Origin of the sequence: Robiginitalea biformata HTCC2501, assembly GCF_000024125.1 — a bacterium.
Classification (GTDB): Bacteria; Bacteroidota; Bacteroidia; order Flavobacteriales; family Flavobacteriaceae; genus Robiginitalea; species Robiginitalea biformata.
The window spans coordinates 3,441,161-3,467,459 of sequence record NC_013222.1 but is presented as its reverse complement, the minus strand read 5'-3'; the positions used below and the strand labels follow the sequence as shown (position 1 = coordinate 3,467,459).

The window sequence follows — 26,299 nt, the reverse complement described above, 5'->3', positions numbered from 1 at the left end:
TGCCCCATTTTATTGTGTAAAAAAGATTCAGAACAAGTAGTTTTGACAAAAACAATTTCCGATGGAACTCAGGGGAGCACAGCAGGCGGTAGATAATTGGATACAGGCCCACGGGGTCCGCTATTTTGACGAACTCACCAATATGGCGCAGCTCACCGAGGAGGTGGGCGAAGTGGCCCGCATCATCGCGCGCCGCTACGGCGAACAAAGCGAGAAGGAATCGGACCGGGGGAAAGACCTCGGGGAGGAACTGGCCGATGTGGTCTTTGTCGTCCTCTGCCTGGCCAACCAGACCGGGATTGACCTGGAAGCCGCATTCAACCGAAAACTCCACCTGAAGGCCCGGCGCGATCACGACCGGCACCAGGGGAATGAAAAGTTGAAATAACTATCTTTGGTCGTTCATTAAATTCGCCCGACTTGGATCTACAAATCAGCGGCCCCCGCCAGCAACGCCTCCAGCAGGATATCACCATTACGGGCTCCAAGAGCGAGTCGAACAGGCTGCTCTTGTTGCGCGCCCTCTATCCGGGTATCGAGATCCGGAATCTTTCAAATTCCGACGATGCCCGCGTTATGCAAAACGGCCTGGCATCCGGGGCGGATACCGTGGACATCCACCACGCGGGTACCGCCATGCGATTTTTGACGGCCTATTTTGCCAGCAGGGAAGGCCGGGAGGTGACCCTTACCGGATCGCAACGGATGAAGGAACGCCCGATAGAAATCCTGGTGGAAGCGCTCAGGGACCTGGGGGCGGAGATCGACTACCTGGAAAACCCGGGCTGCCCGCCCCTGCGGATCCGGGGAAAACGCCTGGAGAAGTCTGAGGTTACCCTGCCTGCCCATGTGAGCAGCCAGTATATCTCGGCCCTGCTGCTGATTGCCCCGAGCCTTCCGAATGGGCTGACCCTCCATCTGGAGGGGACCATCACCTCGGTTCCTTATATCCGGATGACCCTCGGACTGCTGGACCGCCTTGGCGTGAAGACCGAATTCAGGGACCAAACCATCCGGGTGGAACACGCCGCCTCCCTGCCGGAAAGCATCTGCACGGTGGAATCCGACTGGAGTTCGGCCTCTTATTTCTACAGCCTGGTGGCCCTGTCCCCCACGGGTAGCCAGATTGGCCTGCGATCCTTCCGGGGAGACTCCCTGCAGGGAGACAGCGTGCTGCCCGAAATATTCGGGCAATTGGGGGTAGAATCCCATTTTGAGGACGACCGGCTGGAAATTACCCGCAGCGGGGACCCGGATTCCGATTTTTTCCGCTGCGACCTGATCCGTTCCCCCGACCTGGCCCAAACCCTGGCAGCCTGTTGTTTCGGGCTGGGGATCGGATGCGAGCTCACCGGGTTGCACACGCTGAAGATCAAGGAAACGGACCGGCTGGTAGCCCTGGAAAACGAATTGAAGAAACTCGGGGCGGAGATCCGTGTAACAGACAAATCCCTGCACCTGGAACCCAGCCGGAGAATTGTGGCCATGCAGCGCATCCGCACCTACAATGACCACCGGATGGCTATGGCCTTCGCCCCCCTGGGGCTGAAAACGGACCTGGTAATTGAGGATGCGGGTGTAGTCTCCAAATCCTACCCGGACTTCTGGGAGGACCTGGAGGCGCTGGGGTTCAGCCACCTGGAGGTGTAAAACCTATACGGCAACCCGGTTCTACGGATGCTTCCGGGGGGTGCCAACCGGATGTCCCTGGGTGCTGAAGGACAGCCCCTGAGACCCGTAGGTACTGATCATAACCGCTTCGAAATACGGCGGTTGGGATCCTGCCGGGGTGAGCCAGTCAAAGTAGAAATTGCCACCCGTACCCCCTTGCAGGTCGTCTTCGGCGATAACGATTTCCACCGTTTCCATGGGCGCGATAAATACGGGCTGCCGGATGTACTTCCGGATAGCCTCCCCGCTGGTGTCGTAGTAATCCACGGATTGGATATAGACCGTATCGGCCGTATTCGTGTTTCTCAGGCTGACGGTGACCGTCAGGTTGAAGGTCCGGTGCTCTGACTGACTGTAGATCTGTGAATAGACCGACAGATACGTAGCCCCTGCCTGCAGGGAATCTTCAGGGATACGCGTAGCCCGCTCCTGCCAGTTCACCACGGGCTTTGCCTCCCCGGTGGGAGACTCCGTGCAACCGACAAGGGCCAGCAACAAAGAGAGGCCGATGGCAACCGGGCAGCAAACTTTATTTGTCGTTATGGATTTTATCCCATTCACGGAGATGCCTTTTTAAACCGCAGCATCGGGATGTCCCCGAGGAGCAGCGTGAGTTTGCCGTTCGAATTTACCTCCCAGCGGTTTACCTTCTGAAGCATTTCCCGGAATTGGTTCTCTCCGGGTCCGCAGTACATCATGGTGGAGGGGCCGGGTTGCCCGAATTCAATCCGGTTGCCGGAAATCTCAACCGGAGCCGTGTAACCGTTGCACCCGCTGTTGCCCGAGGCGGTGCCCTCGCCGGCATTAAAGGTCAGGACGGGTTTCCGATCCGGGAACAAGCCCTCAAAAGCGATTCGGGTACCCGAAATAAAATCGAGTTCCCAGGTTGTGGCATAGGGAAACCCGGAACCGCCGGTGGCTTTGGGGGTCCCGCAGGAACCGAAGGCTGCCAGGCAGAGGATGATGGATAGGCAATAATTGTATTTCATATACCAGGCTTTGCCCCCTCTTTCAGGGCGTTTAAAGATAAGCAATTGGCGCTTCTGCCGGAAATCGGGTGGGCATCCGCCTGCAACTTCCCAGCATTTTCCAATTTAAGTCTCTCTATTACTTGACATCCCCTGTTTGAGGGTCGTATATTTGCAGCCGCAAAAAACACGAACGCCAGACTATGAAACTATCACATTTTAATTTTGAGCTTCCCAAAGAACTATTGGCCGAGTACCCGACAGAGAACCGGGATGAATCCAAATTGATGGTCGTCCACCGGGAAACGGGTAAGATCGAGCACAAATTGTTCAAGGACCTGATCGACTACTTTGAGGAAGACGATGTGGTAGTGCTCAACAACACGAAGGTATTCCCTGCCCGCCTGTACGGGAACAAAGAAAAAACCGGGGCGCGCATCGAGGTTTTCCTGCTCCGCGAGCTGAACGAAGAACAGCGCCTCTGGGATGTGCTGGTAGACCCGGCACGGAAAATCCGGATTGGCAACAAGCTCTATTTCGGGGAAGACGAGGCCCTGGTGGCTGAGGTAATCGACAATACCACTTCACGGGGACGGACCCTGCGCTTCCTCTACGACGGCTCCTATACGGATTTCCGCCGCAAGATGCGGGAGCTTGGGCAGACACCGCTCCCGAAATACATCAAGCGCGACCCGGAACCGGAAGACGAAAGCCGCTACCAGACCATCTACGCCAAGTACGAGGGTGCCGTAGCCGCCCCGACAGCCGGTCTGCACTTCTCCAAGCACCTGCTCAAGCGGCTGGAGATCAAGGGCATCAACTTTGCCGAGCTCACCCTGCACGTTGGCTTGGGGACTTTCAGCCCGGTTGAGGTGGAAGACCTGTCAAAACACAAGATGGACAGTGAAGAACTGGTCATCGACGAGCGGGCCACCGAGATCGTCAATACCGCCAAGAAAAACAAACGCAAGGTATGTGCCGTGGGAACCACGGTGATGCGAGGCCTGGAAAGTGCCGTTTCGTCCGAGCACATGCTGAACACCCACGAAGGCTGGACCAACAAGTTCATCTTCCCTCCGTATGAGTTCAGCATCGCCAATTGCATGGTGACCAATTTCCACCTGCCCAAGTCCACTTTGCTGATGATGGTTTCGGCCTTTATGGGCCATGACCTGATGAAGCGGGCGTACAAGGAAGCCATTTTGGAACAGTACCGGTTCTATTCCTACGGGGATGCTATGCTGATCCTTTAATTTAAAACCGGCCGGAAGCGGCCTGAACCCCTGCCCATATGAAGTCCGAGGCCAAGAAAGATATCCGTGCCCTGAGCCGGGAGCAGCTGCGGGACTTCTTCGAATCCCGCGGGATGGAGGCCTTCCGTGGCAACCAGGTATATGAATGGTTGTGGAAAAAAGGGGCGCATGACTTTGATGCGATGACGAACCTCTCCCTGGATCTCCGGGAGCAGCTGGCCGCCGAATTCACCATCAACCATATTGAAGTAGACCGGATGCAGCGCAGCGCGGACGGCACGGTAAAGAACGCTGTGCGCCTGCACGACGGACTTGTGGTGGAATCCGTGCTGATCCCCACCGAGAACCGCACCACGGCCTGTGTATCCAGCCAGGTGGGGTGCAGCCTGGACTGCAAATTCTGCGCCACGGCCCGCCTGAAGCGGATGCGGAACCTGAACCCGGACGAGATTTACGACCAGGTGGTGGTAATCGACCGGCAGAGCCGGCTCTATTTCGGTCGCCCCCTGAGCAATATTGTCTTTATGGGGATGGGGGAGCCGCTCATGAACTACCCGAACATGATGAAGGCGATTGATAAAATCACCTCGGAAGAGGGCCTGGGCATGTCCCCCCGGCGCATTACCGTTTCCACCTCAGGGGTCCCCAAGATGATCCGCCGGATGGCCGAAGAGGGCCCGCGTTTCAATCTGGCCGTATCCCTGCATTCCGCCATCGACAGCACCCGCTCAACGATTATGCCGTTCAACGAGACCTTTCCGCTTGACGACCTGCGGGACGCCATCGTATACTGGTACGAAAAGACCGGGAACCGGGTGACCTACGAATACGTGGTCTGGGAGGGGATTAACGACGGGCCGGAGGACGTGGCTGCACTATTGGCATTCTGCCGGGCCGCCCCCTGTAAGGTCAACCTGATTGAGTACAACCCTATAGGGGACGATGCCTTCCGGCAGGCATCCGAACCCGCCCTGCAGGCATACATCAATGCCCTGGAGGGAGCCGGGATCACGGTTACTGTAAGGCGTTCCCGGGGCAAGGACATCGACGCCGCCTGCGGGCAGCTCGCCAACAAGGGGTAACTCCCCAAAAGACAACTGCTCCTGTCATTGTCTGGCCGGCACGACCCGTAACCAGTTCCTAACGGGTTCCCGCGCGCTTCCTGCTCTGGTTCTGGATCAACCCGAGCATCAGGGTTGCCGCAATTACCTGTACCCCCAGGACATACTCATACCCCGTCCCTTCCCGGAAGAAATACGAGGTTACCAGGATCGATGCGGCCCATAGGAGCGCGTTGATAATCTGTAGCTTTTTCATGCCTAATAGGTCGCAGGATGCTGCGTTTTGTTACAACGGGCGGACGACCAGGGCCCTGGATGGCTGGCCCAGGAAGGGAATCCGGCGATGTCCATCCACAATGCAGGTCGCTTGGGCGGTTTCCTGCCGGGCTTCCCGCCTTTTTGCCTACATTTATACCTGCTTAGACCTGACCTTCCAAAACGACCCGATTGAAGACCAGCGCCCGCATCCGTGAGCCCATTGATAAGGAGATGGAACTCTTTGAAAAGAAGTTTCATCAGTCCATGTCGTCCAAGGTGCCGCTGCTCAACCGGATTACCTATTACATCGTCAACCGGAAGGGCAAGCAGATGCGACCCATGTTCGTTTTCCTGACAGCCAAACTGCTCAACGAAGGCCAGGTAAACGAACGGACCTACCGCGGTGCCTCGGTCATTGAGTTGATCCATACGGCCAGCCTGGTCCACGACGACGTGGTGGATGAGAGCTTCAAGCGACGCGGCTTCTTCTCCATTAATGCCCTTTGGAAGAACAAGATTGCCGTCCTGGTGGGGGACTTCCTGCTCGCCCGGGGGATGTTGTTATCCGTGGACAACGGAGATTTTGACCTGTTGCGGATTATTTCGGCGGCCATGCGGGAAATCAGCGAAGGCGAACTCCTCCAGCTCGAGAAGGCGCGCCGGCTGGATATTACCGAAGAAGTGTATTACGAGATCATCCGGCAGAAAACTGCTACCCTGATCGCGGCGTGCTGCAGCCTGGGGGCCGCCTCGGTCCGTCCCGATTCGGAATATGTGGAAATGTTCCGGAAATTCGGGGAACGCTGCGGTATGGCCTTCCAGATCAAGGACGATCTGTTCGATTACGGCGAAAACCGGATCGGGAAGCCTACCGGGATTGACATCAAGGAACAGAAGATGACGCTTCCCCTGATCTATGCGCTGAATTCAGCATCCGAACGGGACCGGAAGTGGCTGATCAATTCGGTAAAGAACTACAACACCGATAAGAAGCGGGTGCGCGAAGTGATCGATTTTGTAAAATCTTCCGGCGGCCTGGAATACGCCGAAGGGCGGATGCAGGAATTCAAACAGGAAGCCCTGGAAATGCTCAAACCGTTTCCGCAATCATCCTACCGGGAGGCCCTGGAATTGATGGTCAATTATGTGGTGGACCGCAGGCAGTAATCAGACGGCCAGGCAACCCTTTTTCATCCGGCTTCGTCTATATCTATAGAAACCGACACCAAACCGTGAAGATCATCGCCTTATTTCAGAACGAGAAGGCCCTTATCCGAAAGGCCCGCGATGGGCATCGGGAAGCACAGAAAACGCTTTACGAACACTGGTCCCCGAAAATGCTGGCTGTTTGCCGTCGGTATGTACGGGACCTGCAGCACGCAGAAGACGTGATGATCGAAGGGTTTGTCAAGGTCTTTGAAAACCTGGCAACCTACAGGCACGAAGGGAGTTTTGAAGGCTGGATGCGTAGGATCATGGTGCGGCAATCGATTGACTTTTTGCGCAAAAGGCAATTCCTGGTGCTCCATGAGGAACTGCCGGAGCCCGCCAGCAAACCGGATCGGGAATCGGATTTCCTGGAATTGCGCCAGATTTACGAGCTCATTGACGCCTTGCCCGAAGGGTACCGGACCGTTTTTGTCCTATACGTCGTGGAAGGTTACAAACACCCGGAGATTGCGGAGTTGCTGGATATATCCGAGAGCACCTCCAAATCCCAGCTGTACAAGGCCCGGAAATTGCTGCAGGAGCAGCTGGAAAAACATCAAATTACCCGCTATGGCACCCGTTGATTTTGAAAGGAAAATAAAGGAAAAATTACAGGAACAGGAGATCCAACCGACCCCCGGGGCCTGGGAGCGCCTGTCCGGACGGCTCGACGTACCCCGTGGGGCGGGCCGTCGGAAACGTTGGTTGCCCTGGATGTACGCTGCGGCAGCCTGCCTGCTGATCGTCCTGGGGGTTCGGATGCTATCCGGCCCGGGAAGCGCCGGGGGCATTGATCCCATGGGGCCGTATCCGGCTTCCGGGGACCTGCCCGTAGTTGCCGCCCCGGACACCCGGGCGGAGGACCGCCAACATTCACAACCCCCCGGGGAGCAGCCCCCTGCGGATGCCCTGGCCGGGGAGGCCAGCCCGGAGAAACGTCGGGAAGCCACCGAATCTGCGGCAGGAAGGCAACCGTCGGCAGATCCGACGCGGGCGGCCCAATTGCCGCTAAATGATGATCCCGGCCCGGATATCGCCAATAACGGGGAGGCCCCGGCAACCGGGGTGGATACCAGCGGCCTGGCCTTGCAGATAAACCGGCAACTCGATGCCATCCTCACGGAGGTTGCCCAACGGGAGCAGGAAGGGGGCGCTGTCGTTACGGATGCCGAAATCGATTCGCTGCTGCGGGAGGCGCAGGAGCGGATAGCTGCCTCGGCCTACCGCATGCCCCGGGATTCGGTGGACGCGCGGTCGCTACTTTCGGCCGCCGAATCGGAACTCGACCAGACTTTTCGGGAAGAGCTGTTCGAAAAGTTGAAAGACGGCTTTAGGAAGGTGCGGACGGCAGTAGCCGACCGGAACAATTAACCCATTGAAATACAAACAATTATTCCGATCCCGTAACGGGGTCCGGGAGGAGTCTATTCATCAATCATCAAATCAAAAAGAAATGAACACATTAGTACGCCTGTTAATCCCGATGTTGATCCTCGCAAGTACACAACTCGCCCTGGGTCAAGAACCTTATGAAAATCGCGTCGAATCCCTCAAAGAGATGCGGGAGCAGGTCTCCCTTCAGGAGAAGGAGGCGTTGAAACAGGAAATCCTGCGCATTGAGGAGCGCCTGATTGACGGGGAGATTACGGAGGCGGAGGCAGCACAGCTCAAAGAAGCCGCCGCTGAAAAACGCGCCCTGAATATCGCGGACCGGCTCAACATGATCGACCGGGAGATTGCCCTGCTGGAGCGGAACGAAGGTGAAGTGCTCGGCACCCGGAAGAACCGTGATGATGCCGGGGAGGTGGTGGGCTTCAACATCCGGTTTAACGACGAGGATGTGTTTAGCTGGCGCGAACGGAACCGGCCGGTAAAATATGACCGCCGCACGTATTCCGACCTGGTGGTGGCCGTGGGCTTTAACAACGCCATGGCTTCCGGCCGGAGCCTGGAGGAGGCCCCCTATAAACTCGCCGGCAGCCGGTTTTTTGAGATTGGCTGGTCCTGGCGGACCCGGGTTTTCAACAACAGTAATTTTTTGCGGTTCCATTACGGGGTATCCCTGCAATTCAATGGCTTAAAACCGGAGGGCAACCAGTATTTCGTAGCCGAGGACGGGCAAACCAACCTGCAGGAATTTGAGTACGAGCTGGACAAATCCAAATTCCGGATGGACAATCTGGTGGTGCCCGTGTACCTGGAATTCGGGCCTTCGCGCTACAAGGAGTACGAGGACCATTTCCGGTATTCCCTGGAGAACCAGTTCCGCATCGGGCTGGGCGGGTACGGCGGCTTCAACCTGGGGGCGCGCCAGAAACTCAAGTACACCCGGGACGGGGAACGCGTAAAAGACAAACTGAAAAGGGGCTACAATACCTCCGACCTGGTCTATGGCCTGGCCGGGTACATCGGCGTGGAAGGGGTGCTGCTCTATGCCAAGTACGACCTGAACCCCATATTTGAAAACGCGGCGGTGGACGAGCACAACCTGTCCATGGGCCTGCGATTTGACCTTTGAGCCGTTGTTCCGGATTCCCGATAACGGTAGGGGCGCTTTCGGGCGCCCCTTATTTTTTCCAGTACGACCCGGGATATAATACCTTTTTCCGGACCATACGATTTCGTACATTTACCTTTGCCAAAAACGGGAAGAATTGATTGCCAGGACGACTATTGACAAGGTTTTTGACGCCGCCCGCGTGGAAGAGGTCATCGGGGATTTTGTGCAGTTAAAAAAGTCCGGCTCCAACTTCAAGGGGCTGAGCCCGTTCACGGACGAACGGACGCCGAGCTTTATGGTCTCCCCGGTGAAACAGATCTGGAAGGATTTCAGCAGCGGCAAGGGGGGCAATGTGGTGGCGTTTCTAATGGAACACGAGCATTTCACCTACCCGGAGGCCATCAAATACCTGGCCCGCAAATATCAGATTGAAGTAGAGGAAACCCAGCGGACGGACGAGGAGAAGGAGCAGGCGAGTGAACGGGAAAGCATGTTGCTGGTCAGCGAGTTTGCCCGGGATTTTTTCCAGGAGTGCCTTTGGGAGAGCGAGAGCGGGAAGGCCATCGGGCTGACGTATTTTAAAGAGCGCGGGTTTTCCGAAGATACTATCCGCGAATTCGGCTTGGGGTACAACCCGGACCAGTGGTCTGCCTTTACCGATGCGGCCCTGGAAAAGGGCTATCAACTGGAATTCCTGGAGAAAACGGGCCTGACCATAGTGAAACCCGCCGCCGACCCCGCCCAGCCACCGAGGAAATTCGACCGCTTCAAGGGGCGGGTACTCTTCCCCATCCAGTCCATGAGCGGACGGGTTCTCGGATTCGGGGGCCGGACCCTGAGTTCCGAGAAGAAAGTCGCCAAGTACCTGAATTCGCCCGAAAGCGAGATTTATCACAAGAGCAAGGTGCTCTACGGCATCTACCACGCCAAGAAGGCAATAGCCCGCGAGGATGTCTGTTACCTGGTGGAAGGGTATACGGATGTCATCCAGTTGTACCAGAGCGGCATTGAAAACGTGGTCGCCTCCAGCGGTACGGCGCTGACCCCGGAACAAATCCGCCTGATCCGACGCCTGACGGTGAACGTGGTGGTCCTTTTTGACGGGGATGCAGCCGGGCTGCGGGCATCCCTCCGGGGGATCGACCTGATCCTGGAAGAGGGGCTGAACGTCCGGGTATGCACGTTCCCGGCAGGGGAGGACCCGGACAGTTTTGCACGGTCTCATTCCCGGGATGCCATCGAGGCCTACCTCAAGGAGAATTCCCGGGATTTTATACAGTTTAAAACGGCCCTGCTAACCGAAGAAGCCGCCAACGACCCGATCCGGCGCGCAGAGACCATCCGGGATATCGTCAGCAGCATCGCCCGGATCCCCGATCGCATCAAACGGGAGGTTTACGTACAGGAGTGCGCCTCCCTGATGGGGATATCCGAAGAAGTCCTCTTTAACACGCTGGCACAGATGACCCGCAAGGCCCAGCGGGAAGAGGCGCGCAAGCCCGAACCGGGACCCATGGAAGTGGTCCGGCAGGATCCCGCTGCCGCCAAGGTAGACCCCCAGTACGAGCTGGAGCGTAAAATTATCGAAGTACTGCTGCTCTACGGCAGGGAGTCCGAGGAATTCGAGGATCTCGTCCTGAAGGAGAACGACGAAGGGGAGTTGGTATTGGAACCTGAGCGTAGCGAAGTACGCGTTTTTGAGAAAATTTTTCTGGACCTTCAGGAGGATGAAATTGAACTCAGCGACGCCCGATTCCGGAGCCTCTACTACAAACTCATCGAGAAGCTGAATTCCGAACCGGATTTCAGCGTGCACCGGTTAACCGAAGAGGCGGATGCGGAATTTGCCGGGGAATTATCGGCCATCCTCATGGACGAGGAGAAGTACGAGCTGCACCATTGGGAACGCAAGGATATCTACCCGAAACAAAAGCAGGACAGCCTGGGGCAACTCGTAAGCGAAACCATCCTCTCCCTGAGGTGTTACCTGATCAAAAAGCGCATCGAGGCGCTGAGGGGGCAGACCGAATCCCGTCCCGGGGAGACGAATGCCGAGGTGCTGGAGGAGATTATCAATTACCTGCAACTCAACAAACTCCTCAACAAAAAGCTCAACCGGGTATTATCCTGAAAGCGATACCCCGGCAAGCTGAGGGACGTGCCGCGTATCCCCCGCGTCCCGGGCAACGAAAATAAAAAAGCCCGGGGATCCGGGCTTTTTTATCCAGTATTCGCCTCGCTGCAATCAGTATAATTCCAGGGCTTTGGCTTGTTGAAGCAAATCGACCATATTGTCGACATTCAGCTTTTTCATCAGGCGGGCCTTGTAGGTACTGACGGTTTTTTCGTTCAGGTTCAGGCCAAGGGCCACTTCCTTGTTTCGTTTGCCGCTCGCCAGCATTTTAAGGACTTCCACCTCGCGGGTAGACAGCTTGCGGAAAAAGCGGCGGGGTTTCTGGGTGCCTTCGTCAAAGGCCAGCCGCTGGGCGAGTTCATTGGTGATGAACATGCCCCCGTCACTTACCTTATGCACGGCATCGGCCAGGTAGGAGAGTTCGGCGCTTTTTGAAAGGTAGCCGCGCGCGCCGGCACGGATGGTGCTCAGGGCATAGACGTCCTCGGACTGGCCACTGTAAATCAGCACCTGGACTTCCGGGTATTCATCTTTCATTTTGCGCAGGGTGGCAATTCCGTTGATTTCCGGAATATCCATCTCGAGGATCAGTACGTCGGGGGTCGCTTTTGAAAGCATCTGGAAAAGCGCCGTGGTGGTTCCAACGTCTCCGAGAACCTGAATATCGCCATCATTTTCCAGAACTTGTTTGATGCCAAGACGGACAACCGGGTGATTATCCGCAATTAGTACATTGATCATTTTGGTTTGTTTATCGATTTCAAGGCTCGGCACGTCCCTAAAAACTGACATGCAATGTAAGGCTTAAATCCGTTATTACCTCAACAAAATTGTCAAAAAATTCCCGATTGGTTAGGAAATCTCCCTCAATTCTCGAGATAATGCATCGAATTGGGGCTGAGTGGCTTATTTGAGGGATTCCGGAATTTCACACACCGGGATAGGAAGCATTTTGTGTCGATTAACGGTATTGAGGTGTTTGTATATTTTAAAGACTTCACGCTCCCGACCCTTAAAATCATCGGCTTTTTTGCCCCGTTCGTCCATCTCCATGGCCCACTCCAATTCCGGGTAGGAGGCCCCAATCTGGTCTTCATCCGTGCGGTTGTCTCCCCAGAGCCCGTCCGTGGGCGGGGCATCCTGGATTTCCTTATTGATTCCCAAATGGGAAGCCAGCTGGTATACCTCTGTCTTCAGCAGGTCCGCAATCGGGCTGAGGTCCACGCCTCCGTCCCCGTATTTCGTGTAGAATCCCACCCCGAAATCCTCCACCTTGTTGCCCGTTCCGGCCACCAGGTACTTTTCCAGGGCGGCGAAATAATACAGGGAGGTCATTCGCAACCGGGCGCGGGTATTGGCCAGGGACATAAACCGCGAGTCTTCGGATTCCACCGGCGGGAGTACCCCGATCAGGCTGTCGAATACCGGGGTCAGGTTGATCCATTCGGACCGCACGTTGGGATACTGGTTCCGGAGCCATTCGATATGGTTGGCAGCCCGCGTAACCTGAGCTGTGGATTGGTGAATGGGCATTTCCAGACAGAGCACCTCCAGCCCGGTCCGGGCGCATAACGTGGAGGTGAGGGCCGAATCGATGCCCCCGGAGACCCCGACGACAAACCCCTTCATTCCCGCATCACGGGCATAGTCCTTTAACCAGTTAACGATATGTTCGATGATTTTTTCAGATTGCATCCCGCTTTAGTTTCAATTGGAAAACCACTAACTTTGCCCCGTAAAAATAGCACCCCGCCTCCTAATACGAAAGCCTTGCTGCGATTACTTATAAAAGGAATACCTGTTGTTGCCATGGTGCTGTTCTGCAGCTGTGGGGAAACCGGGGCGAATGTACCCGAACGCATTGCCCGGATACCGGTAGACCTCGAGGTCCATCGATTTGACCGTGCCTTTGACACTGTGGCCCCTGAGGAGCTCCCCGGTTTAAAAGCCCGGTTCCCCTACCTGTTTCCGTCCCAATTCCCGGACAGTATTTGGCTGGCCAAAAAAGAGGATTCCCTGCAAACCCGGCTGCGGGCGGAGGTGGAACGGGTTTTTCCCGATTTTGAGCCGTTTGCCCGGGAACTCGAACTCTTCTACAAGCACGTACAATTTTATTTTCCCGATCGCCCGGTGCCTTCGGTCATCACGCTGACAACGGATGTGGATTACCAAAACCGGGTGGTCCTGGCCGATACGCTGTTGCTGATTGGCCTGGACAACTACCTGGGCCCGGACCACCCCTTCTACGGCAACATGGACCGGTATATCGCCAAATCCCTGGATGCGGATTTCATGATGAGCGATGTGGCGGCGGCATTTGCCCGGTCGGTGGTCCCGGCTCCCCGGGAGCGGAGTTTTGTCGGCCAGATGGTTTATTACGGTAAAATCCTCTACCTGAAGGATCAATTGCTGCCCCTGGAACCGGATTCGACCAAAATCGGCTATACCGGGGAGGAGCTCCAATGGGCCCGGGAGAACGAAGCCCAGATCTGGCGCTACCTGATTGAACGGGAACTGCTCTACAGCACGGACCGGGAACTGGGCCCGCGATTTTTGGACCCGGCGCCTTTCAGCAAGTTCCGACTGGAACTCGACAACGAATCGCCCGGGAGGATCGGTCGCTATATGGGATGGCAGATTGTGCGCTCCTATATGGAGGCCAACCCGGATACGGAACTTCGCCAACTGATGGAATTGCCCGGGGAGGCACTGTTCAGGGAATCAAATTACAAACCCCCCAGATAAGAAATTATGTCGGAACTACATACATCGGAAATAACCCTTCGGGTGGCCCTGGATGAAAACCGGGTCCCGGAAAAGCTGCACTGGTCTGCCCAGGACGGCGGGATTGAAAACGAGGAAGCCAAGGCGATGCTCCTGTCTGTTTGGGACAGCGCAAACAAAGAGTCCCTGAAAATTGACCTCTGGACCAAGGACATGCCCGTGGAGGAGATGAAGATCTTTTTCCACCAGACCCTGGTGGCGCTTTCCGATACGTTTATGAAGGCCACCCAGGACGAAAAGATGACGGCCACCATGAAGGATTTCTGCGACTACTTTGCCGAGAAGCTCGAACTAAAAGGCGATTCGCCCGGCCCGGGAGGTCAGGCCTTGTAGAGCTCCCGGTAGTAGGCGTCGGCCATCCGGTGGCTCGAAAACGCAGGGACAACTTCCTCCTTGGCGCGGAATACCATCTCCATCCATTTTTCGGGTTGCTCGTAGTATAAGGGCAATACGTCTTTCTCGAGTATTTCGTACAGGTTTTTGCTGTCTACCTCGTCCTGGACGCTGTGGGGCTGTCCGGGATCTGCCTCGGGAAGGACAAAGGCATTTTCGCCGTGACGGGCAAACTCGGGGATCCAACCGTCGTTCACCGTCAGGTTCAGCGAACCGTTCATCGCAGCCGTCATCCCGCTGGTACCGGAGGCCTCTCGGGTGATTCGCGGGGTGTTGAGCCAGATATCCGAGCCTTCCTTCAGCAACCTGGAGAGTTCCATCTCATAGCCGGTCAGCACACTCAGGTTGGGGAACCCCCAGCTGACCTCGATGAGTCGGTTGAAGATATTGATGGCGCCGTAGTCTTCCGGGTAGGGCTTGCCCGCCCAGATAATCTGTATGGGTTTTTCCGGGTTGGTCAGGAGTTTTCGGAAACGCTCAAAATCCCGCAACAGCAGGTCTGCCCGTTTGTAGGCGGCAAACCGCCGGGCCCAGACCACGGTGAGGACCTCCGGGTCAAACCGCTTTCCGGTCTGGTTCATGACTTCCCGGAACAGGTCGGCCTTCATTTGCGTTTTGCGCTTTCGGAAGGCTTTAACCTGATTTTTCTCAAAGTGCTTTTGCAGTGCAGGATCCGTCCAGTATCCCGGGTGCTGGGCATTGGTAATGGGGACGATCCGGGAATCCAGGCCAAAGGGTTGCCACATCTGCCGGGCCACCCGGGCGTGCAGTTTGGAAACCGCATTCGCCTTTTTGGAATGCCGAAGGGCCGATACGGTATAATTGAGCTCTTCCCCGACGAGTTCCCGGCGCAATTCCGGGTCGGGCAACCGGCGGCCAAAGAATCCGCGGTTGTTCAGGTGGTAGCCATTGCGGGTTTCGTTTCCGCCTTTCTCCGGCGTATGCGTGGTGAAGACCATTTGGGAGGAGGGAACCCCCTGGTCGCGCAGGTAATAAAAAGCCGGGAGTGCATGGCCTTCGTTCAGGTGGTAGCAGTCGGCCCCTCCCAGCAGCCCGACAAGCTTTGCCCCGCCGATTCCCAGTACAATGCTTTGGGAGATTCGCGTTTCGTCATTCGGGTCGTAGAGGCGGTCGGTGATCGTCCGGGAAAGGTGGTCATTGTCGGGGACATCCGTGCTGAGCAGGTACAGGGGTACTGTCTGAAAGACATCCGGTGGGAGTACCCAGACCCGAACCCGAACATCCGGGTTGTCATTAATAGCCACCGAAAGCTCAATCCCCGTATCCTGGAGGTAATCGTATCTTTTTTCCACCAGGCGGGATGCCATGGTGCCGTCTTGCTGCCGCTCCTGGTCGTAATAGCCGTATTTCCAAAGCATCCCGATACCGATCATATTCTGTTTCAGGTCAAAGGCGGACTTCAGGTGGGAGCCGGCCAAAAAGCCCAGGCCCCCGGAATAGATTTTCAGCCCCTGGTCGATACCGAACTCCATGCTGAAGTAGGCTGCACGGCGGGCGTATTTCCGGTCGGGGGTGTACGGGTGGTACCAGTTGCGGTAGGGGGAGACGGGTTGCGACATATTGGGTGGTATTTCGGTGTGTACAATTCGTTTTGCCGCGGAAATTACGTATAAATGGTTGCTTTCTATTTAAATCGGCCTTTTAATGACTCCAATGGCCGACAAGTGGTCAGGAGCAAGGACATATAACAGGTCCTTAGTGCTCGATGGCCAGCAGGGGGATTCGGGATTGCAGGGTCAGGATCCGGGTGAGCCGTCCCTCGGACGGCTTGCCATTGCGCACGTGATTGCGTGGCAGGATGGCAATCAGGTCCATTTCTTTTTCCTGGGCGTAGTCAAAAATCCCTTCCACCATGTCGTCACTCTCTATAAAGGTATGCTGGGCATAGAAATCTTCCAGGTAGTACTCGAGTAGCCGCTCGTTCTTTTCTTCCTCCCTGGAATACCCGTATACGCCAGGGGTGGTCTGAATCGTCAGCACGTGCACCTGCGCATTGAAGGTTCGTGCAAAATTCAGCAAGGTCCCCAGATCCTTGGGGTCGTCTATTTCGTTGCTGCCGAGTACCAGGGCGATTTTCTTCAGGCGGAATTCCTCCGGGACCCCTTGGGGGATTACCAAAACCGGGCAATCCGTGGACAGGACGGTTTGCGAGGTGTGGGTGGTTCCCTCCGGATCCTGGGAGCCGGAAGTGCCCATCAGGATCAGGTCGGTGTGGAGTTCCCGGCTCTTGTCAATCAGGCCGGGCACCGACGGGGGCGAAAAATGCACCCAGTCCAATTCGGAGCGGAACGCTTTGCTGAGTCCGGCGCGAATATCCGCAAACTGTTTCTCCAGGGCCTTCAGGTCTTCTTTTTCCTGCATAAAGCAAAGGGTGATCTTTTTGCCGGGGCGGCTTCCCACAAAATCCAGGGCGTAGGCCAGGGCCTGTTCGGAAGGTGGGGAAAAATCAAAGGGGACAAGGATGTCGTTGATGCGTTCCATGCGTTGAATATAGGTTCGATTGTAAATCTACCCCCTAGGATACGAATAATTCATGACAAATATCAAATTTGCCGGATTGCTCGCTTCAGGTACCTGCCTGTTCCGCCATCGGCACCTCGATAAGCAGTATGCGGCTCTGCTCCAGGATGTCGAAGTCCACCGAGCCTATTTGCCAGACCCCCAGGGCATCCCGGTCGGCCAGCCGCGTATCCGCCACTTGCACTTCACCTTCCAGGACAAAAATATAAAGCCCGTGTTCCGGCGCCTTCAGCGAGTAGCGGGGTGTTTGTCCGGATTCAAAGTGACCGAGGTGCAGCCAGGCATCCTGGTGGATCCACAGGCCGTCGTGTTTCCCTTGCGGGCCCAGGGCGGTAAACCATTTGTTTCGCGCGGCAGCCGGGTCGAGCCGGATTTGATCGTACCGGGGGCTCACCCCGGGCGTATCGGGGAGGATCCAGATTTGCAGGAAGGCTACCTCCCGGTCCTGGTTTTTATTGTATTCGCTGTGGCGGACGCCGGTGCCGGCACTCATCACCTGGATATCCCCCTCGCGGATTACCGCTTTGTTACCCATGCTGTCCTCGTGTTCCAGAGCGCCCTCCAGGGGGATGGAAATGATCTCCATATCCCGGTGCGGGTGGGTGCCAAACCCCTTCCCGGGAGCCACGCGGTCGTCGTTCAGGACGCGCAGTGCCCCGAACTGAATTTTATCCGGGTCGTAGAAGGATGCAAAACTGAAGCTGTGCCTGCTTTTCAGCCAACCGTGGTCGGCGAACCCCCGATCTCCTGAGGGATGTACAATCTTTTTCATAACTTAATGGATATCCGGTTTCACTTCCGGCTAATTTACTGAACTCCCCGGCCGGGCCGGCCTAATGAAAGGTTAAAGGAGATGGGATTGTAAGGAATTGACCTAAGAAGGAACCAACTGAAAAGGGCGCGCAGTGCCAGAAAGGAAAGGAAGACAAAAATGAACACGGAATTTTTGGAGGAAGACGGAACCCTGGTATTCGTCTACAATGCGGATACCGGATGGCGCCAGGCTTTTTGGGATACGCTTCATAAGTATATGCGTCCGGATACCTACGGCTGCAACCTCTGTAAACTCACGCACGGCCCGATAGGGCCCCGGGAGTCCTGGAGGGCGTTCCTGCAGGCCGTGGACAGGCCCGTCCATTTCCTGCACCGCGATGAATACCGGCAACTCCAGGCCGAAAAGGACCTGGAGGCTGTTGCCTTGCCTGCGGTGCTGCAAGTGCGCAGCGGACACCTTCGGATACTGCTTTCCGCACGGGAATTGAATGCGGTCAAACGGCTCGAGGTCCTGGTGGACGTATTGCGGGAACGGCTGGCGTGAATGCCGGGGGCTGCTGGCAGTTTGCGGGGTGCTGGCGTAATTTTTATTGGGGGGGTCCCCCGGAAGCCTCCCGGAAATTTTGATTGATCTCCCCGATATAAGCAAGTACCTCATCCTTGCCGATCCCCTTCAGGGAGGAGGTCACAAAGAAAGGCGGGTCGGCTTCCCATCCGGCGTTGCGCATGGCCTGCAGGTACCCGTCCGTTTGCCTGGATACGGCGCCGGGTTTGAGTTTGTCCGCTTTGGTAAAGATCAGGGCAAAGGGTATTCCTTCGCCGGTGAGCCATTCCATGAATTCCAGGTCGATGGGCTGGGGCTCGTGGCGGATATCCACGAGCAGAAATGCCGACAGCAATTGCCGCCGCTCCCTGAAATACCGGTGGATTAGTTTTTGAAAGGCGGCCTTGTCCTTTTTGGAAGTCCGGGCATACCCGTATCCCGGCAGGTCTACCAAAAACCAGTTGTCGTTGATGCGGAAGTGGTTGATGAGTTGGGTTTTACCCGGCCGGCCCGAGATCTTTGCCAGGTGTTTCCGATCGGTCAGCATATTGATCAGGGAGGATTTACCCACATTGGAACGGCCGATAAAAGCGTATTCCGGCAGGGGCTCGGCAGGGCACCGGGACACGTCGGTATTGCTGACGACGAATTCTGCAGATCGGATTTTCATAAAAACGGCGGGTTACCGGGCAGGCCCGGGGTTTGGTTCGCTGCCTTAAAAGTTGCGCTTTTCCAGCCAGCCAGCCAATATGCGGTTAAAATCCTTCGGATGTTCCATCATGGGGGCGTGCCCGCATTCCGGGATCCAGAACAAATCGGAATCCGGCAGCAGTTCGTGGAATTCCTTGGCCACATTGGGCGGGGTTACCGTGTCGTTCTCTCCCCAGATGATGCAGGTGGGCGTCTTCATGGCCGGCAGGTCCTTGGACATATTGTGTCGGATCGCGCTTTTGGCGATGGCGAGCGTCTTGACCAGCTTCATCCGGTCGTTCACCGTGGCGTATACCTCGTCCACGATTTCCTTGGTGGCCACCTTGGGGTCGTAGAAAACGTCCTCGGCCTTTTTCTTGATGAATTCGTAGTCGCCCCGTTTGGGGTAACCGTCGCCCATGGCGCTTTCGTACAAACCGGAACTCCCCGTGATGACCAGGGCCCGGACTACTTCCGGAAACATCTTGGTATGCAGCAGGCCTATATGCCCCCCCAGGGAATTCCCCAGCAGGATAACGTCTTTTAACCCCTTGTACTCGATGAACCCCTCCAGGAAACGCGCAAAATTCTTCACGTTCGTCTTGATAAGCGGCATGTCGTAGATGGGGAGTTCCGGGATCAGGACCTGGTAGCCCTTTTCGGGGAAATAATCCGAGACGCCCTGAAAGTTGCTCAGGCCGCCCATCAAACCGTGAAGGATAATCATCGGGGTCCCTTCGCCCTTTTCGATGTACCGGTATTTACCGTCTTTGATAATCTGGTCTTTCATACAGGCGGTTGCTGCTGTCAGTTGGCAAATATAGGCATTTCCACCATATGGCAAGGTTTTATAAGGCCTTCCCGGGCCTGTTGGAAGACGCTATTGAAGGCGGAATAGCGGCAGGCAACCTTCCCACTGCGAAACCGCCCGGAATTGCGGAACAGATTGGCGACTTCCGGGTGCAATCCCTATTTTTTATGAACAAAGTGGTAATTTGTGGTAAAATGTGGTAATAATTTCTATATATTTGAGTTTTATAATACCAAACAACCAGCTTTAACTGTGATCAGCTTCATCGGGACATATGAATGCAAGGCCGATTCCAAGGGCCGTATTATGATCCCTGTGGCGCTGAAAAACCAGATGGTTCCCATCCTGAACGAGGGGTTTGTCATCAAGCGTTCCGTGTTCCAGCCCTGCCTGGAGTTATATCCCATGGCCGAGTGGAACCAGCTGATGCAGCAGATGCACAAAAAAAACCGTTTCCGCAAAAAGAACAATGATTTTATCCGGCGGTTCACCGCCGGGGTCAAGCTGGTGGAAATCGATGCCACGGGCCGCCTGCTCATCCCCAAGAACCTGATTGATGTGGCGGGGATCGGCAAGGAAGTTGTCCTGAGCTCGGCAATTAATATTGTGGAGATCTGGGACAAGGACAGCTATGAGAATGTACTCGAAGAGACGGCTGCTGATTTTGCAGACCTCGCCGAGGAGGTGATGGGGGATGACGGAGATGAAATATCATAAACCGGTCCTGCTCCGGGAGTCGGTCGACGGGCTGGCGATCCGGGAGGACGGCACCTATGTGGACGTCACCTTTGGCGGGGGCGGACACAGCCGGGAAATCCTCGGCAGGTTGGGGCCGAAAGGGAGGTTGATTGCATTTGACCAGGACGAAGAGGCCCTGGCCAATAAGCCGGAAGACGAACGGTTTTTGCTGATTGGGGAAAACTTCCGGTATATACGACAGTTTTTGAAGTTCTATGGCATTCTGAAGGTAGACGGGATCCTCGCGGATTTCGGGGTTTCCTCCCATCAATTCGACCGTGCGGAACGCGGGTTTTCCACCCGCTTCGACGCCGGGCTGGACATGCGGATGAGCCGCCGGGCGGAAATCACGGCCCGGGATGTGGTCAACACCTATTCCTTTGAAAAGCTGCGCAGCGTGTTGCAGCGATACGGGGAACTCCGCAGCGCCGGGAAGATAGCCGGGGAGTTGGTCAGGGCGCGGGACAAGGCGTCCATTCAGACCACGTACGGCCTGAATGAAGCGGTTAGCGCCTTCTTGCCCCGCGGCAAGGAGAACAAGGTGCTGGCCCGGATTTACCAGGCCATCCGGATGGAGGTGAACCAGGAGCTCGCGGCTCTGGAGGCGTTTTTGCAACAGACCGCTGCGCTCTTGCCGACCGGGGGGCGTTTGAGCCTGATCAGCTACCATTCCCTGGAAGATCGACTGGTGAAGCGGTTTATCCGGACCGGGAAATTCGAGGGGGAGGTTGACAAGGATTTTTACGGAAACCCGCTGGCGCCCTTTCGCAAAGTAGGTAAGCTCATTGTCCCCGGGGATGACGAGTTGGAGGAGAACCCAAGGGCCCGGAGCGCCAAACTCAGAATAGCAGAACGCACAGATATTGAAACAACGGACACGCGGTCCGTCAATTGATTGAGAAGCATGAGAAAACGCTTGGTATCCATACTTAGAGGCACCTTCCTGGTAAGCGGGGACGCCCCCAAGAATTGGGCTTTTATCGTTTTTATCTCCGGGCTGGCCACCATCATGATCGCCAGTTCGCATGCTGCCGATAAAAAAGTACACCAACTGGCGGCACTCAATGAGGAAGTAAAGGAATTGCGCAGCGAATTTGTCGAGATCCGGTCGCAGGCCCAGCGGCTGAAACTGGAATCAACCATCCGCGAAAGCGTGAAGGAAGCCGGGTTGCTCCCGGCCGAAACGCCGCCGAATAAAATAATCGTAACACCCGAGGAATAACGTGGCTATCACCCCGAAGAACATACTCGTACGCCTGTATATTGTCGCCGGAGGGCTGTTCCTCTTTGCCGGGGCGGTGGTGTTCAAGCTGGTCAACATCCAGACGGTGGACGGCGATAAGTACCGCGAGCTCGCCATGCAGCGGACCGAAAAGCTCTTTACCATTGCCCCAAACCGGGGCAACCTCTACTCCGAGGACGGGAGCCTGCTGGCCACTTCGGTTTCCAAATACACCATCCGATTCGATGCGGTGACCGTTTCCGATGCGGATTTTTCTCAAGGGGTGGGGCCGCTCTCCCGCGCCCTGTCCGACCTGCTCGGGAAACCTTCGGCTTATTACGAGCAGCTATTGCGCAAGGGCCGCGCCAACAAAAACCGGTACCTCCTGGTGGCCCGGAACCTGGATTACTCGGAATACATGGCGATCCGGGAATTTCCCTTGTTCCGCAAAGGCCCGTACAAGGGAGGGATCATCGTGGAGCAGCGTACCGTGCGGGAACACCCCCTAGGGAAAATCGCCGAACGCAGCGTCGGATACGAGCGCTTTGATGAAAACGGCTATGCCACCCGGGTGGGCCTGGAAGGCGCCTTCGGGGGCTACCTCCGGGGGGTTGAAGGCAAACGCCTCAAACAGAAAATTGCCAAGGGGCAGTGGAAGCCCATCGGCCTGGACAATATTATTGAGCCCCAGGACGGGTATGACGTGGTGTCTACCATCGACATCAATATACAGGACATCGCCCACCATGCCCTGTTGCGGCAACTGGAACACTACAAGGCGGAACACGGTACGGTAATCGTGATGGAAACCCGCACCGGGGAGATCAAGGCGATCAGCAACCTGGGGCGCACCTCCGAGGGGACGTACTACGAACGGCTGAATTACGCCATTGGCGAATCCCACGAGCCGGGTTCAACTTTTAAACTCATGTCGCTGGTGGCGGCCCTGGAGGACCAGGTGGTGGATACGAGTACCGTGGTGGATACCGGAAAGGGCTACTGGCGCATCTACGACCGCGTGGTCCGCGATTCGAAACACGGGGGCTATGGGGAAATATCCGTCGGGAAGGCATTTGAAGTATCCTCCAATACGGCTTTCGCCAAGATCATCCACAATGGATATAAGGAGAACCCGCAGCGGTTTGTTAACCGCCTGATGGAAATGGGGCTCGCCCAGCCGCTGGGCATGCCGATCAAGGGAGAGGGCAAACCCGTACTCCGGAACCCGGGGGATAAAGGGTGGTCGGGCATTTCCCTGGCCTGGATGTCCCACGGCTATGAAGTGTCCCTTACGCCCCTTCAGACGCTCGCCTTCTACAATGCGATCGCCAATGACGGGGAGCTGTTGCGTCCCCGGCTCATCAAGGAGGTTCGGGAATGGGACCGGACAGTGGAGCGGTTCGAAAAAGAGGTGATCAACCCGGCCATATGTTCCCGGGAAACGGTTCGGAAGGTACAACGGCTGCTGAAGAATGTGGTATCCGGGGAGCACGGAACGGGCCGCAGCCTGTATTCCCCTTACCTGTCGCTGGCAGGTAAAACAGGTACCGCCCAAAAGAATTACGCGCACAAGGACCCGGAAAAACTGGCGTATATCTCCACGTTTGCGGGTTATTTCCCTGCGGACGACCCCCAGTACTCCTGTATTGTGGTTATCCACGAACCCGACAAAAGCGTGGGCTACTACGGGGCGGACGTTTCGGGGCCGGTATTCCGGTCGGTGGCCCAGAAAGTTATCGCCAATAAACCCCGCGAGCAATACCTGGCCGGGATTCAAATTGACCCTTCCGGGTTGGAAGCGGAATACGAAAAATACTATGAAACCTCGCGCCAGGCGCCGGAAACGCTGCCGGACCTGCGGGGGATGAGCGGGATGGACGCAATATCCATCCTGGAAAACCTCGGGGTGCAGGTGGAAGTCCGTGGAAACGGCAAGGTAAAACGGCAATCGGTTTCCAAGGGAACCAAAGTCCGAGAAGTCAAACGAATTGTCCTGGAACTCTCATGAAACAACTCAAGGACTTGTTGTTCGGGGTATCCCTCCACGCAGTCAGCGGCAGTACCGCTGTGGGCATTGAATCGATCCGTTTCGATTCCCGGGAAACCGGCGCGTCCGATGCGTTTGTGGCAATCCGGGGAACGGAGGCCGACGGCCACCGGTTTATCGACGGGGCGGTGAAAAACGGGGTGCGCGCCGTGATTTGCGAGGAACTCCCCCAGGATCTGGCGGACGGGGTGACCTACGTGGAAGTCGCGGATACGCAACTGGCCCTGGCGGTGATGGCCTCGAACTATTATGGGAACCCGTCTGCCAACCTGCGGTTGGTGGGGGTTACCGGGACCAACGGGAAGACCACAGTGAGTACGTTGCTCTACCAGCTTTTTAAGAAGGCGGGATACAAGGTGGGGCTGATCTCGACGATCAAAATCATGGTGGACGACCAGGAATTCCCCACCCGGCTGACCACTCCGGATTCCCTGACGATCAATAAATACCTGTCCCGGATGAATGAGGCGGGTGTGGAATTCTGTTTTATGGAGGTCAGTTCCCACGGCATTGCCCAGCGCAGGACAGAGGGCCTGGTTTTTGAAGGGGGCATCTTCACAAACCTTTCCCACGACCACCTGGACTACCACAAGGATTTTGCCGATTACCGGGATACCAAGAAAAAACTGTTCGACGGCCTGCCCAAAAGCGCATTTGCGCTGACCAATGCCGACGACAAGAACGGCCTGTTCATGATCCAGAACACCCGGGCGCGCAAGCTCACCTACGCGCTTCGCTCCTATGCGGACTTCCGCGCGCAGATTCTGGAACAGCAGCTGGACGGGCAACTGCTCAAGATCCAGGACAACGAGGTCTGGACCAAGCTCATCGGGCAGTTCAACGCATACAATTTACTGGCGATCTACGCGACCGCCAGCCTGCTCGGGCTCGGACAGCTCGAGATATTACAATTACTCAGCGGCCTGCAAACAGTTGACGGCCGCTTCCAATATTTTGTGTCGAAGCAGCGCATAACGGCTATTGTTGATTATGCCCATACTCCGGACGCCTTAAAAAATGTGTTGGTAACAATCAATGCATTGAGGACTGGAAATGAAAGCGTCATCACCGTAGTGGGGTGTGGTGGTGAACGTGACAAGTCTAAGCGTCCGGTTATGGGTCATATCGCATCCGATATGAGTGAAACGGCCATATTCACATCAGACAACCCCCGCCGCGAACCCCCGCGGGACATCATCGCGGAAATGGAGGCCGGGGTGGAACCCCAGAATGTCCGGAAAGTCCTCGTAATCGAGGACCGGGAACAAGCCATCCGAACCGCCTGCAAGATGGCCGGAGGAGGCGACATTATCCTGATTGCCGGAAAAGGGCACGAAACCTACCAGGAAATTGCCGGGGTCCGCAGGGATTTCGACGATTACAAACTGGTCAGCGAGGTGCTCGAGCGGCTGGCTTCGGAAGTATGAATAAAGAACGAATCAATGCACCTGGTGCAATAACGATAAAAGACGGCAACGCATGTTGTATTACCTGTTCGAGTATCTGGAAAGCACGTACCAGTTCCCCGGGGCGTCGCTCTTTAGGTTTCTGACCTTCCGCGCGGCCATGGCCGTGTTGCTCTCCCTGGTGCTTGCAACCGCCTACGGGAAACGGGTAATCAACTTCCTCAAACGCAAACAGATTGGCGAAACCGTTCGGGACCTGGGCCTCAAGGGGCAGCAGGAAAAAGCCGGGACGCCTACCATGGGGGGGATCATCATCATCGTTTCCACCCTGATTCCCACCCTGCTATTTGCCCGGCTCGACAATATCTATGTGATCCTCCTGATAATAACCACCCTCTGGATGGGGGTTATCGGGTTTATCGACGACTACATCAAGATTTTTAAAAAGAACAAGAAAGGCCTCAAAGGGCGGTTCAAGATCACGGGCCAGGTGGTTCTCGGGCTCATCGTGGGGGCCACGCTGTATTTCCACCCGGAGGTCACCATGAAGGAAAAGAACACCACCGTGATTACGGAATCCTTTGAATTAGAGGAGGTGGAGGGGCAGGAGGTGAAGTCCCTGAAAACGAATGTCCCGTTTTTCAAGGACAACGAACTCGATTACAGCCAATGGGTAAGCTGGATCGGGGAAGGGGCTGAGAAATACGGCTGGATGTTGTTCATCCCCATTGTGATATTCATTGTGACCGCAGTTTCCAACGGGGCCAACCTGACGGATGGTATCGACGGGCTGGCGGCCGGGACATCGGCCATCATCGTGCTCACCCTGGGCATATTTGCCTGGGTTTCGGGGAACGCCATCTTTTCGGATTACCTGGATATATTTTTCATCCCCCGGGCCGGGGAACTCGTGGTGTTCATCGCCGCCTTCGTGGGGGCGCTCGTGGGCTTCCTCTGGTATAATGCATATCCCGCCCAGGTATTTATGGGCGATACGGGCAGCCTGACCATCGGGGGCGTCATTGCCGTGATTGCCATCATCGTGCGCAAGGAATTGTTGATACCGCTGCTCTGCGGCATTTTTTTCGCCGAATCCATCTCGGTGATGCTGCAGGTGAGCTATTTCAAATATACCCGGCGGCGGCTCGGGGAGGGGAAACGGATTTTCCTGATGGCGCCCCTGCACCACCACTACCAGAAAATGGGGTATCACGAAAGTAAAATCGTGACCCGGTTCTGGATTATCGGGATCCTGCTGGCCATCGTCACCATCGTCACCCTGAAGGTGCGCTGAT

At 56.1% G+C, this 26,299-nt stretch carries 28 protein-coding genes; 18 read left to right on the top strand and 10 right to left on the bottom strand.

The genetic code is table 11. The features are described from left to right. Positions 1–61 precede the first annotated feature (61 nt). Together RB2501_RS15375 and RB2501_RS15370 are read left to right on the top strand one after the other, a co-directional pair. The gene (locus RB2501_RS15375; RefSeq protein ID WP_015755798.1) at positions 62–388 is read left to right on the top strand and encodes a nucleotide pyrophosphohydrolase; all 327 of its coding nucleotides are present in this window, start codon (positions 62–64) and stop codon (positions 386–388) included. A gap of 32 nt (positions 389–420) precedes the next feature. Continuing rightward, positions 421–1,650, top strand: a complete 1,230-nt coding sequence (locus RB2501_RS15370) for a 3-phosphoshikimate 1-carboxyvinyltransferase (protein WP_015755797.1) — start codon at positions 421–423, stop codon at positions 1,648–1,650. A gap of 21 nt (positions 1,651–1,671) precedes the next feature. Here RB2501_RS15370 and RB2501_RS15365 read toward each other — a convergent pair whose 3' ends face one another. Both RB2501_RS15365 and RB2501_RS15360 read right to left on the bottom strand, forming a co-directional pair. Further along, complete coding sequence (locus RB2501_RS15365) at positions 1,672–2,232, bottom strand: DUF3124 domain-containing protein (RefSeq protein WP_238528082.1); 561 nt, start codon at positions 2,230–2,232, stop codon at positions 1,672–1,674. Beyond that, positions 2,229–2,660, bottom strand: coding sequence for an META domain-containing protein (locus tag RB2501_RS15360; RefSeq protein WP_015755795.1), 432 nt, complete (start codon positions 2,658–2,660; stop codon positions 2,229–2,231). Before RB2501_RS15360 ends, RB2501_RS15365 begins: the two co-directional genes overlap by 4 nt. A gap of 182 nt (positions 2,661–2,842) precedes the next feature. Here RB2501_RS15360 and queA point away from each other — a divergent pair, with 182 nt between their 5' ends. Then, the gene (gene queA / locus RB2501_RS15355) at positions 2,843–3,892 is read left to right on the top strand and encodes a tRNA preQ1(34) S-adenosylmethionine ribosyltransferase-isomerase QueA (protein WP_015755794.1); all 1,050 of its coding nucleotides are present in this window, start codon (positions 2,843–2,845) and stop codon (positions 3,890–3,892) included. Positions 3,893–3,930: 38 nt separating this feature from the next. After that, positions 3,931–4,974 carry a 23S rRNA (adenine(2503)-C(2))-methyltransferase RlmN gene (gene rlmN / locus RB2501_RS15350; protein ID WP_015755793.1) on the top strand — a complete coding sequence of 348 codons (1,044 nt, stop codon included), beginning with the start codon at positions 3,931–3,933 and terminating at the stop codon, positions 4,972–4,974. Positions 4,975–5,032: 58 nt separating this feature from the next. On the opposite strand, the gene RB2501_RS16325 is transcribed toward rlmN, so the two are convergent. Further along, on the bottom strand, positions 5,033–5,209 hold the full coding sequence (locus RB2501_RS16325; RefSeq protein WP_015755792.1) for a hypothetical protein: 177 nt from the start codon (positions 5,207–5,209) through the stop codon (positions 5,033–5,035). Between the two features lie 191 nt (positions 5,210–5,400). On the opposite strand from RB2501_RS16325, the gene RB2501_RS15345 reads away from it, so the two are divergent. The 5 genes from RB2501_RS15345 (at position 5,401) to dnaG (ending at position 11,051) form a co-directional block, all read left to right on the top strand. Continuing rightward, complete coding sequence (locus RB2501_RS15345) at positions 5,401–6,378, top strand: polyprenyl synthetase family protein (RefSeq protein WP_015755791.1); 978 nt, start codon at positions 5,401–5,403, stop codon at positions 6,376–6,378. Positions 6,379–6,443: 65 nt separating this feature from the next. Beyond that, a complete protein-coding gene (locus RB2501_RS15340) occupies positions 6,444–7,004 on the top strand; it encodes an RNA polymerase sigma factor (RefSeq protein ID WP_015755790.1) in 561 nt (186 codons plus the stop codon). Then, the gene (locus tag RB2501_RS15335) at positions 6,991–7,791 is read left to right on the top strand and encodes a hypothetical protein (protein ID WP_015755789.1); all 801 of its coding nucleotides are present in this window, start codon (positions 6,991–6,993) and stop codon (positions 7,789–7,791) included. The genes RB2501_RS15340 and RB2501_RS15335 overlap by 14 nt, the downstream gene beginning before the upstream one ends. An 82-nt stretch (positions 7,792–7,873) precedes the next feature. Next, the gene (locus tag RB2501_RS15330) at positions 7,874–8,938 is read left to right on the top strand and encodes a porin family protein (RefSeq protein ID WP_041327333.1); all 1,065 of its coding nucleotides are present in this window, start codon (positions 7,874–7,876) and stop codon (positions 8,936–8,938) included. Positions 8,939–9,074: 136 nt separating this feature from the next. Next, the gene (gene dnaG / locus RB2501_RS15325) at positions 9,075–11,051 is read left to right on the top strand and encodes a DNA primase (protein WP_015755786.1); all 1,977 of its coding nucleotides are present in this window, start codon (positions 9,075–9,077) and stop codon (positions 11,049–11,051) included. Between the two features lie 114 nt (positions 11,052–11,165). Here the strand turns inward: dnaG and RB2501_RS15320 are convergent, their stop codons facing one another. Beyond that, positions 11,166–11,795, bottom strand: a complete 630-nt coding sequence (locus tag RB2501_RS15320) for a response regulator (protein WP_041327936.1) — start codon at positions 11,793–11,795, stop codon at positions 11,166–11,168. Between the two features lie 165 nt (positions 11,796–11,960). Continuing rightward, complete coding sequence (gene nadE / locus RB2501_RS15315) at positions 11,961–12,749, bottom strand: NAD(+) synthase (protein ID WP_015755784.1); 789 nt, start codon at positions 12,747–12,749, stop codon at positions 11,961–11,963. Positions 12,750–12,863: 114 nt separating this feature from the next. On the opposite strand from nadE, the gene gldB reads away from it, so the two are divergent. Together gldB and gldC are read left to right on the top strand one after the other, a co-directional pair. Next, the gene (gene gldB / locus RB2501_RS15310) at positions 12,864–13,799 is read left to right on the top strand and encodes a gliding motility lipoprotein GldB (protein ID WP_015755783.1); all 936 of its coding nucleotides are present in this window, start codon (positions 12,864–12,866) and stop codon (positions 13,797–13,799) included. A gap of 6 nt (positions 13,800–13,805) precedes the next feature. Further along, positions 13,806–14,171, top strand: coding sequence for a gliding motility protein GldC (gldC, locus tag RB2501_RS15305; RefSeq protein ID WP_015755782.1), 366 nt, complete (start codon positions 13,806–13,808; stop codon positions 14,169–14,171). Here the strand turns inward: gldC and glgP are convergent. From glgP to RB2501_RS15290, 3 genes are all read right to left on the bottom strand, one after another. Beyond that, a complete protein-coding gene (gene glgP, locus RB2501_RS15300) occupies positions 14,159–15,811 on the bottom strand; it encodes an alpha-glucan family phosphorylase (RefSeq protein WP_015755781.1) in 1,653 nt (550 codons plus the stop codon). The two genes, gldC and glgP, sit on opposite strands and share 13 nt — an antisense overlap. A 136-nt stretch (positions 15,812–15,947) precedes the next feature. Further along, positions 15,948–16,733 (bottom strand): universal stress protein, encoded by a 786-nt coding sequence (locus RB2501_RS15295; RefSeq protein ID WP_015755780.1) that lies wholly within the window; start codon positions 16,731–16,733, stop codon positions 15,948–15,950. Between the two features lie 85 nt (positions 16,734–16,818). Beyond that, entirely contained in the window at positions 16,819–17,544 is a 726-nt protein-coding gene (locus RB2501_RS15290; protein WP_015755779.1) for a pirin family protein, read from the bottom strand. Between the two features lie 159 nt (positions 17,545–17,703). Between RB2501_RS15290 and RB2501_RS15285 the strand changes: the two genes are divergently transcribed. After that, the gene (locus RB2501_RS15285) at positions 17,704–18,090 is read left to right on the top strand and encodes a hypothetical protein (protein ID WP_015755778.1); all 387 of its coding nucleotides are present in this window, start codon (positions 17,704–17,706) and stop codon (positions 18,088–18,090) included. 43 nt (positions 18,091–18,133) lie between these two features. On the opposite strand, the gene yihA is transcribed toward RB2501_RS15285, so the two are convergent. After that, positions 18,134–18,760 (bottom strand): ribosome biogenesis GTP-binding protein YihA/YsxC, encoded by a 627-nt coding sequence (gene yihA / locus RB2501_RS15280; protein WP_015755777.1) that lies wholly within the window; start codon positions 18,758–18,760, stop codon positions 18,134–18,136. A gap of 45 nt (positions 18,761–18,805) precedes the next feature. Further along, positions 18,806–19,570 carry an alpha/beta fold hydrolase gene (locus RB2501_RS15275; protein WP_015755776.1) on the bottom strand — a complete coding sequence of 255 codons (765 nt, stop codon included), beginning with the start codon at positions 19,568–19,570 and terminating at the stop codon, positions 18,806–18,808. 273 nt (positions 19,571–19,843) lie between these two features. On the opposite strand from RB2501_RS15275, the gene mraZ reads away from it, so the two are divergent. The 6 genes from mraZ to mraY are packed head-to-tail and all read left to right on the top strand — an operon-like array spanning position 19,844 to position 26,298. Further along, on the top strand, positions 19,844–20,308 hold the full coding sequence (gene mraZ, locus RB2501_RS15270) for a division/cell wall cluster transcriptional repressor MraZ (protein ID WP_015755774.1): 465 nt from the start codon (positions 19,844–19,846) through the stop codon (positions 20,306–20,308). Further along, complete coding sequence (rsmH, locus tag RB2501_RS15265) at positions 20,295–21,224, top strand: 16S rRNA (cytosine(1402)-N(4))-methyltransferase RsmH (protein ID WP_049764906.1); 930 nt, start codon at positions 20,295–20,297, stop codon at positions 21,222–21,224. The genes mraZ and rsmH overlap by 14 nt, the downstream gene beginning before the upstream one ends. Positions 21,225–21,233: 9 nt before the next feature. Then, positions 21,234–21,551, top strand: coding sequence for an FtsL-like putative cell division protein (locus RB2501_RS15260; protein WP_015755772.1), 318 nt, complete (start codon positions 21,234–21,236; stop codon positions 21,549–21,551). A gap of 1 nt (position 21,552) precedes the next feature. Beyond that, positions 21,553–23,559 (top strand): penicillin-binding protein, encoded by a 2,007-nt coding sequence (locus RB2501_RS15255; RefSeq protein ID WP_015755771.1) that lies wholly within the window; start codon positions 21,553–21,555, stop codon positions 23,557–23,559. Next, the gene (locus RB2501_RS15250) at positions 23,556–25,025 is read left to right on the top strand and encodes a UDP-N-acetylmuramoyl-L-alanyl-D-glutamate--2,6-diaminopimelate ligase (RefSeq protein WP_015755770.1); all 1,470 of its coding nucleotides are present in this window, start codon (positions 23,556–23,558) and stop codon (positions 25,023–25,025) included. The genes RB2501_RS15255 and RB2501_RS15250 overlap by 4 nt, the downstream gene beginning before the upstream one ends. A gap of 52 nt (positions 25,026–25,077) precedes the next feature. Then, entirely contained in the window at positions 25,078–26,298 is a 1,221-nt protein-coding gene (mraY, locus tag RB2501_RS15245) for a phospho-N-acetylmuramoyl-pentapeptide-transferase (RefSeq protein ID WP_015755769.1), read from the top strand. The last annotated feature ends 1 nt before the right edge of the window (position 26,299 follow it).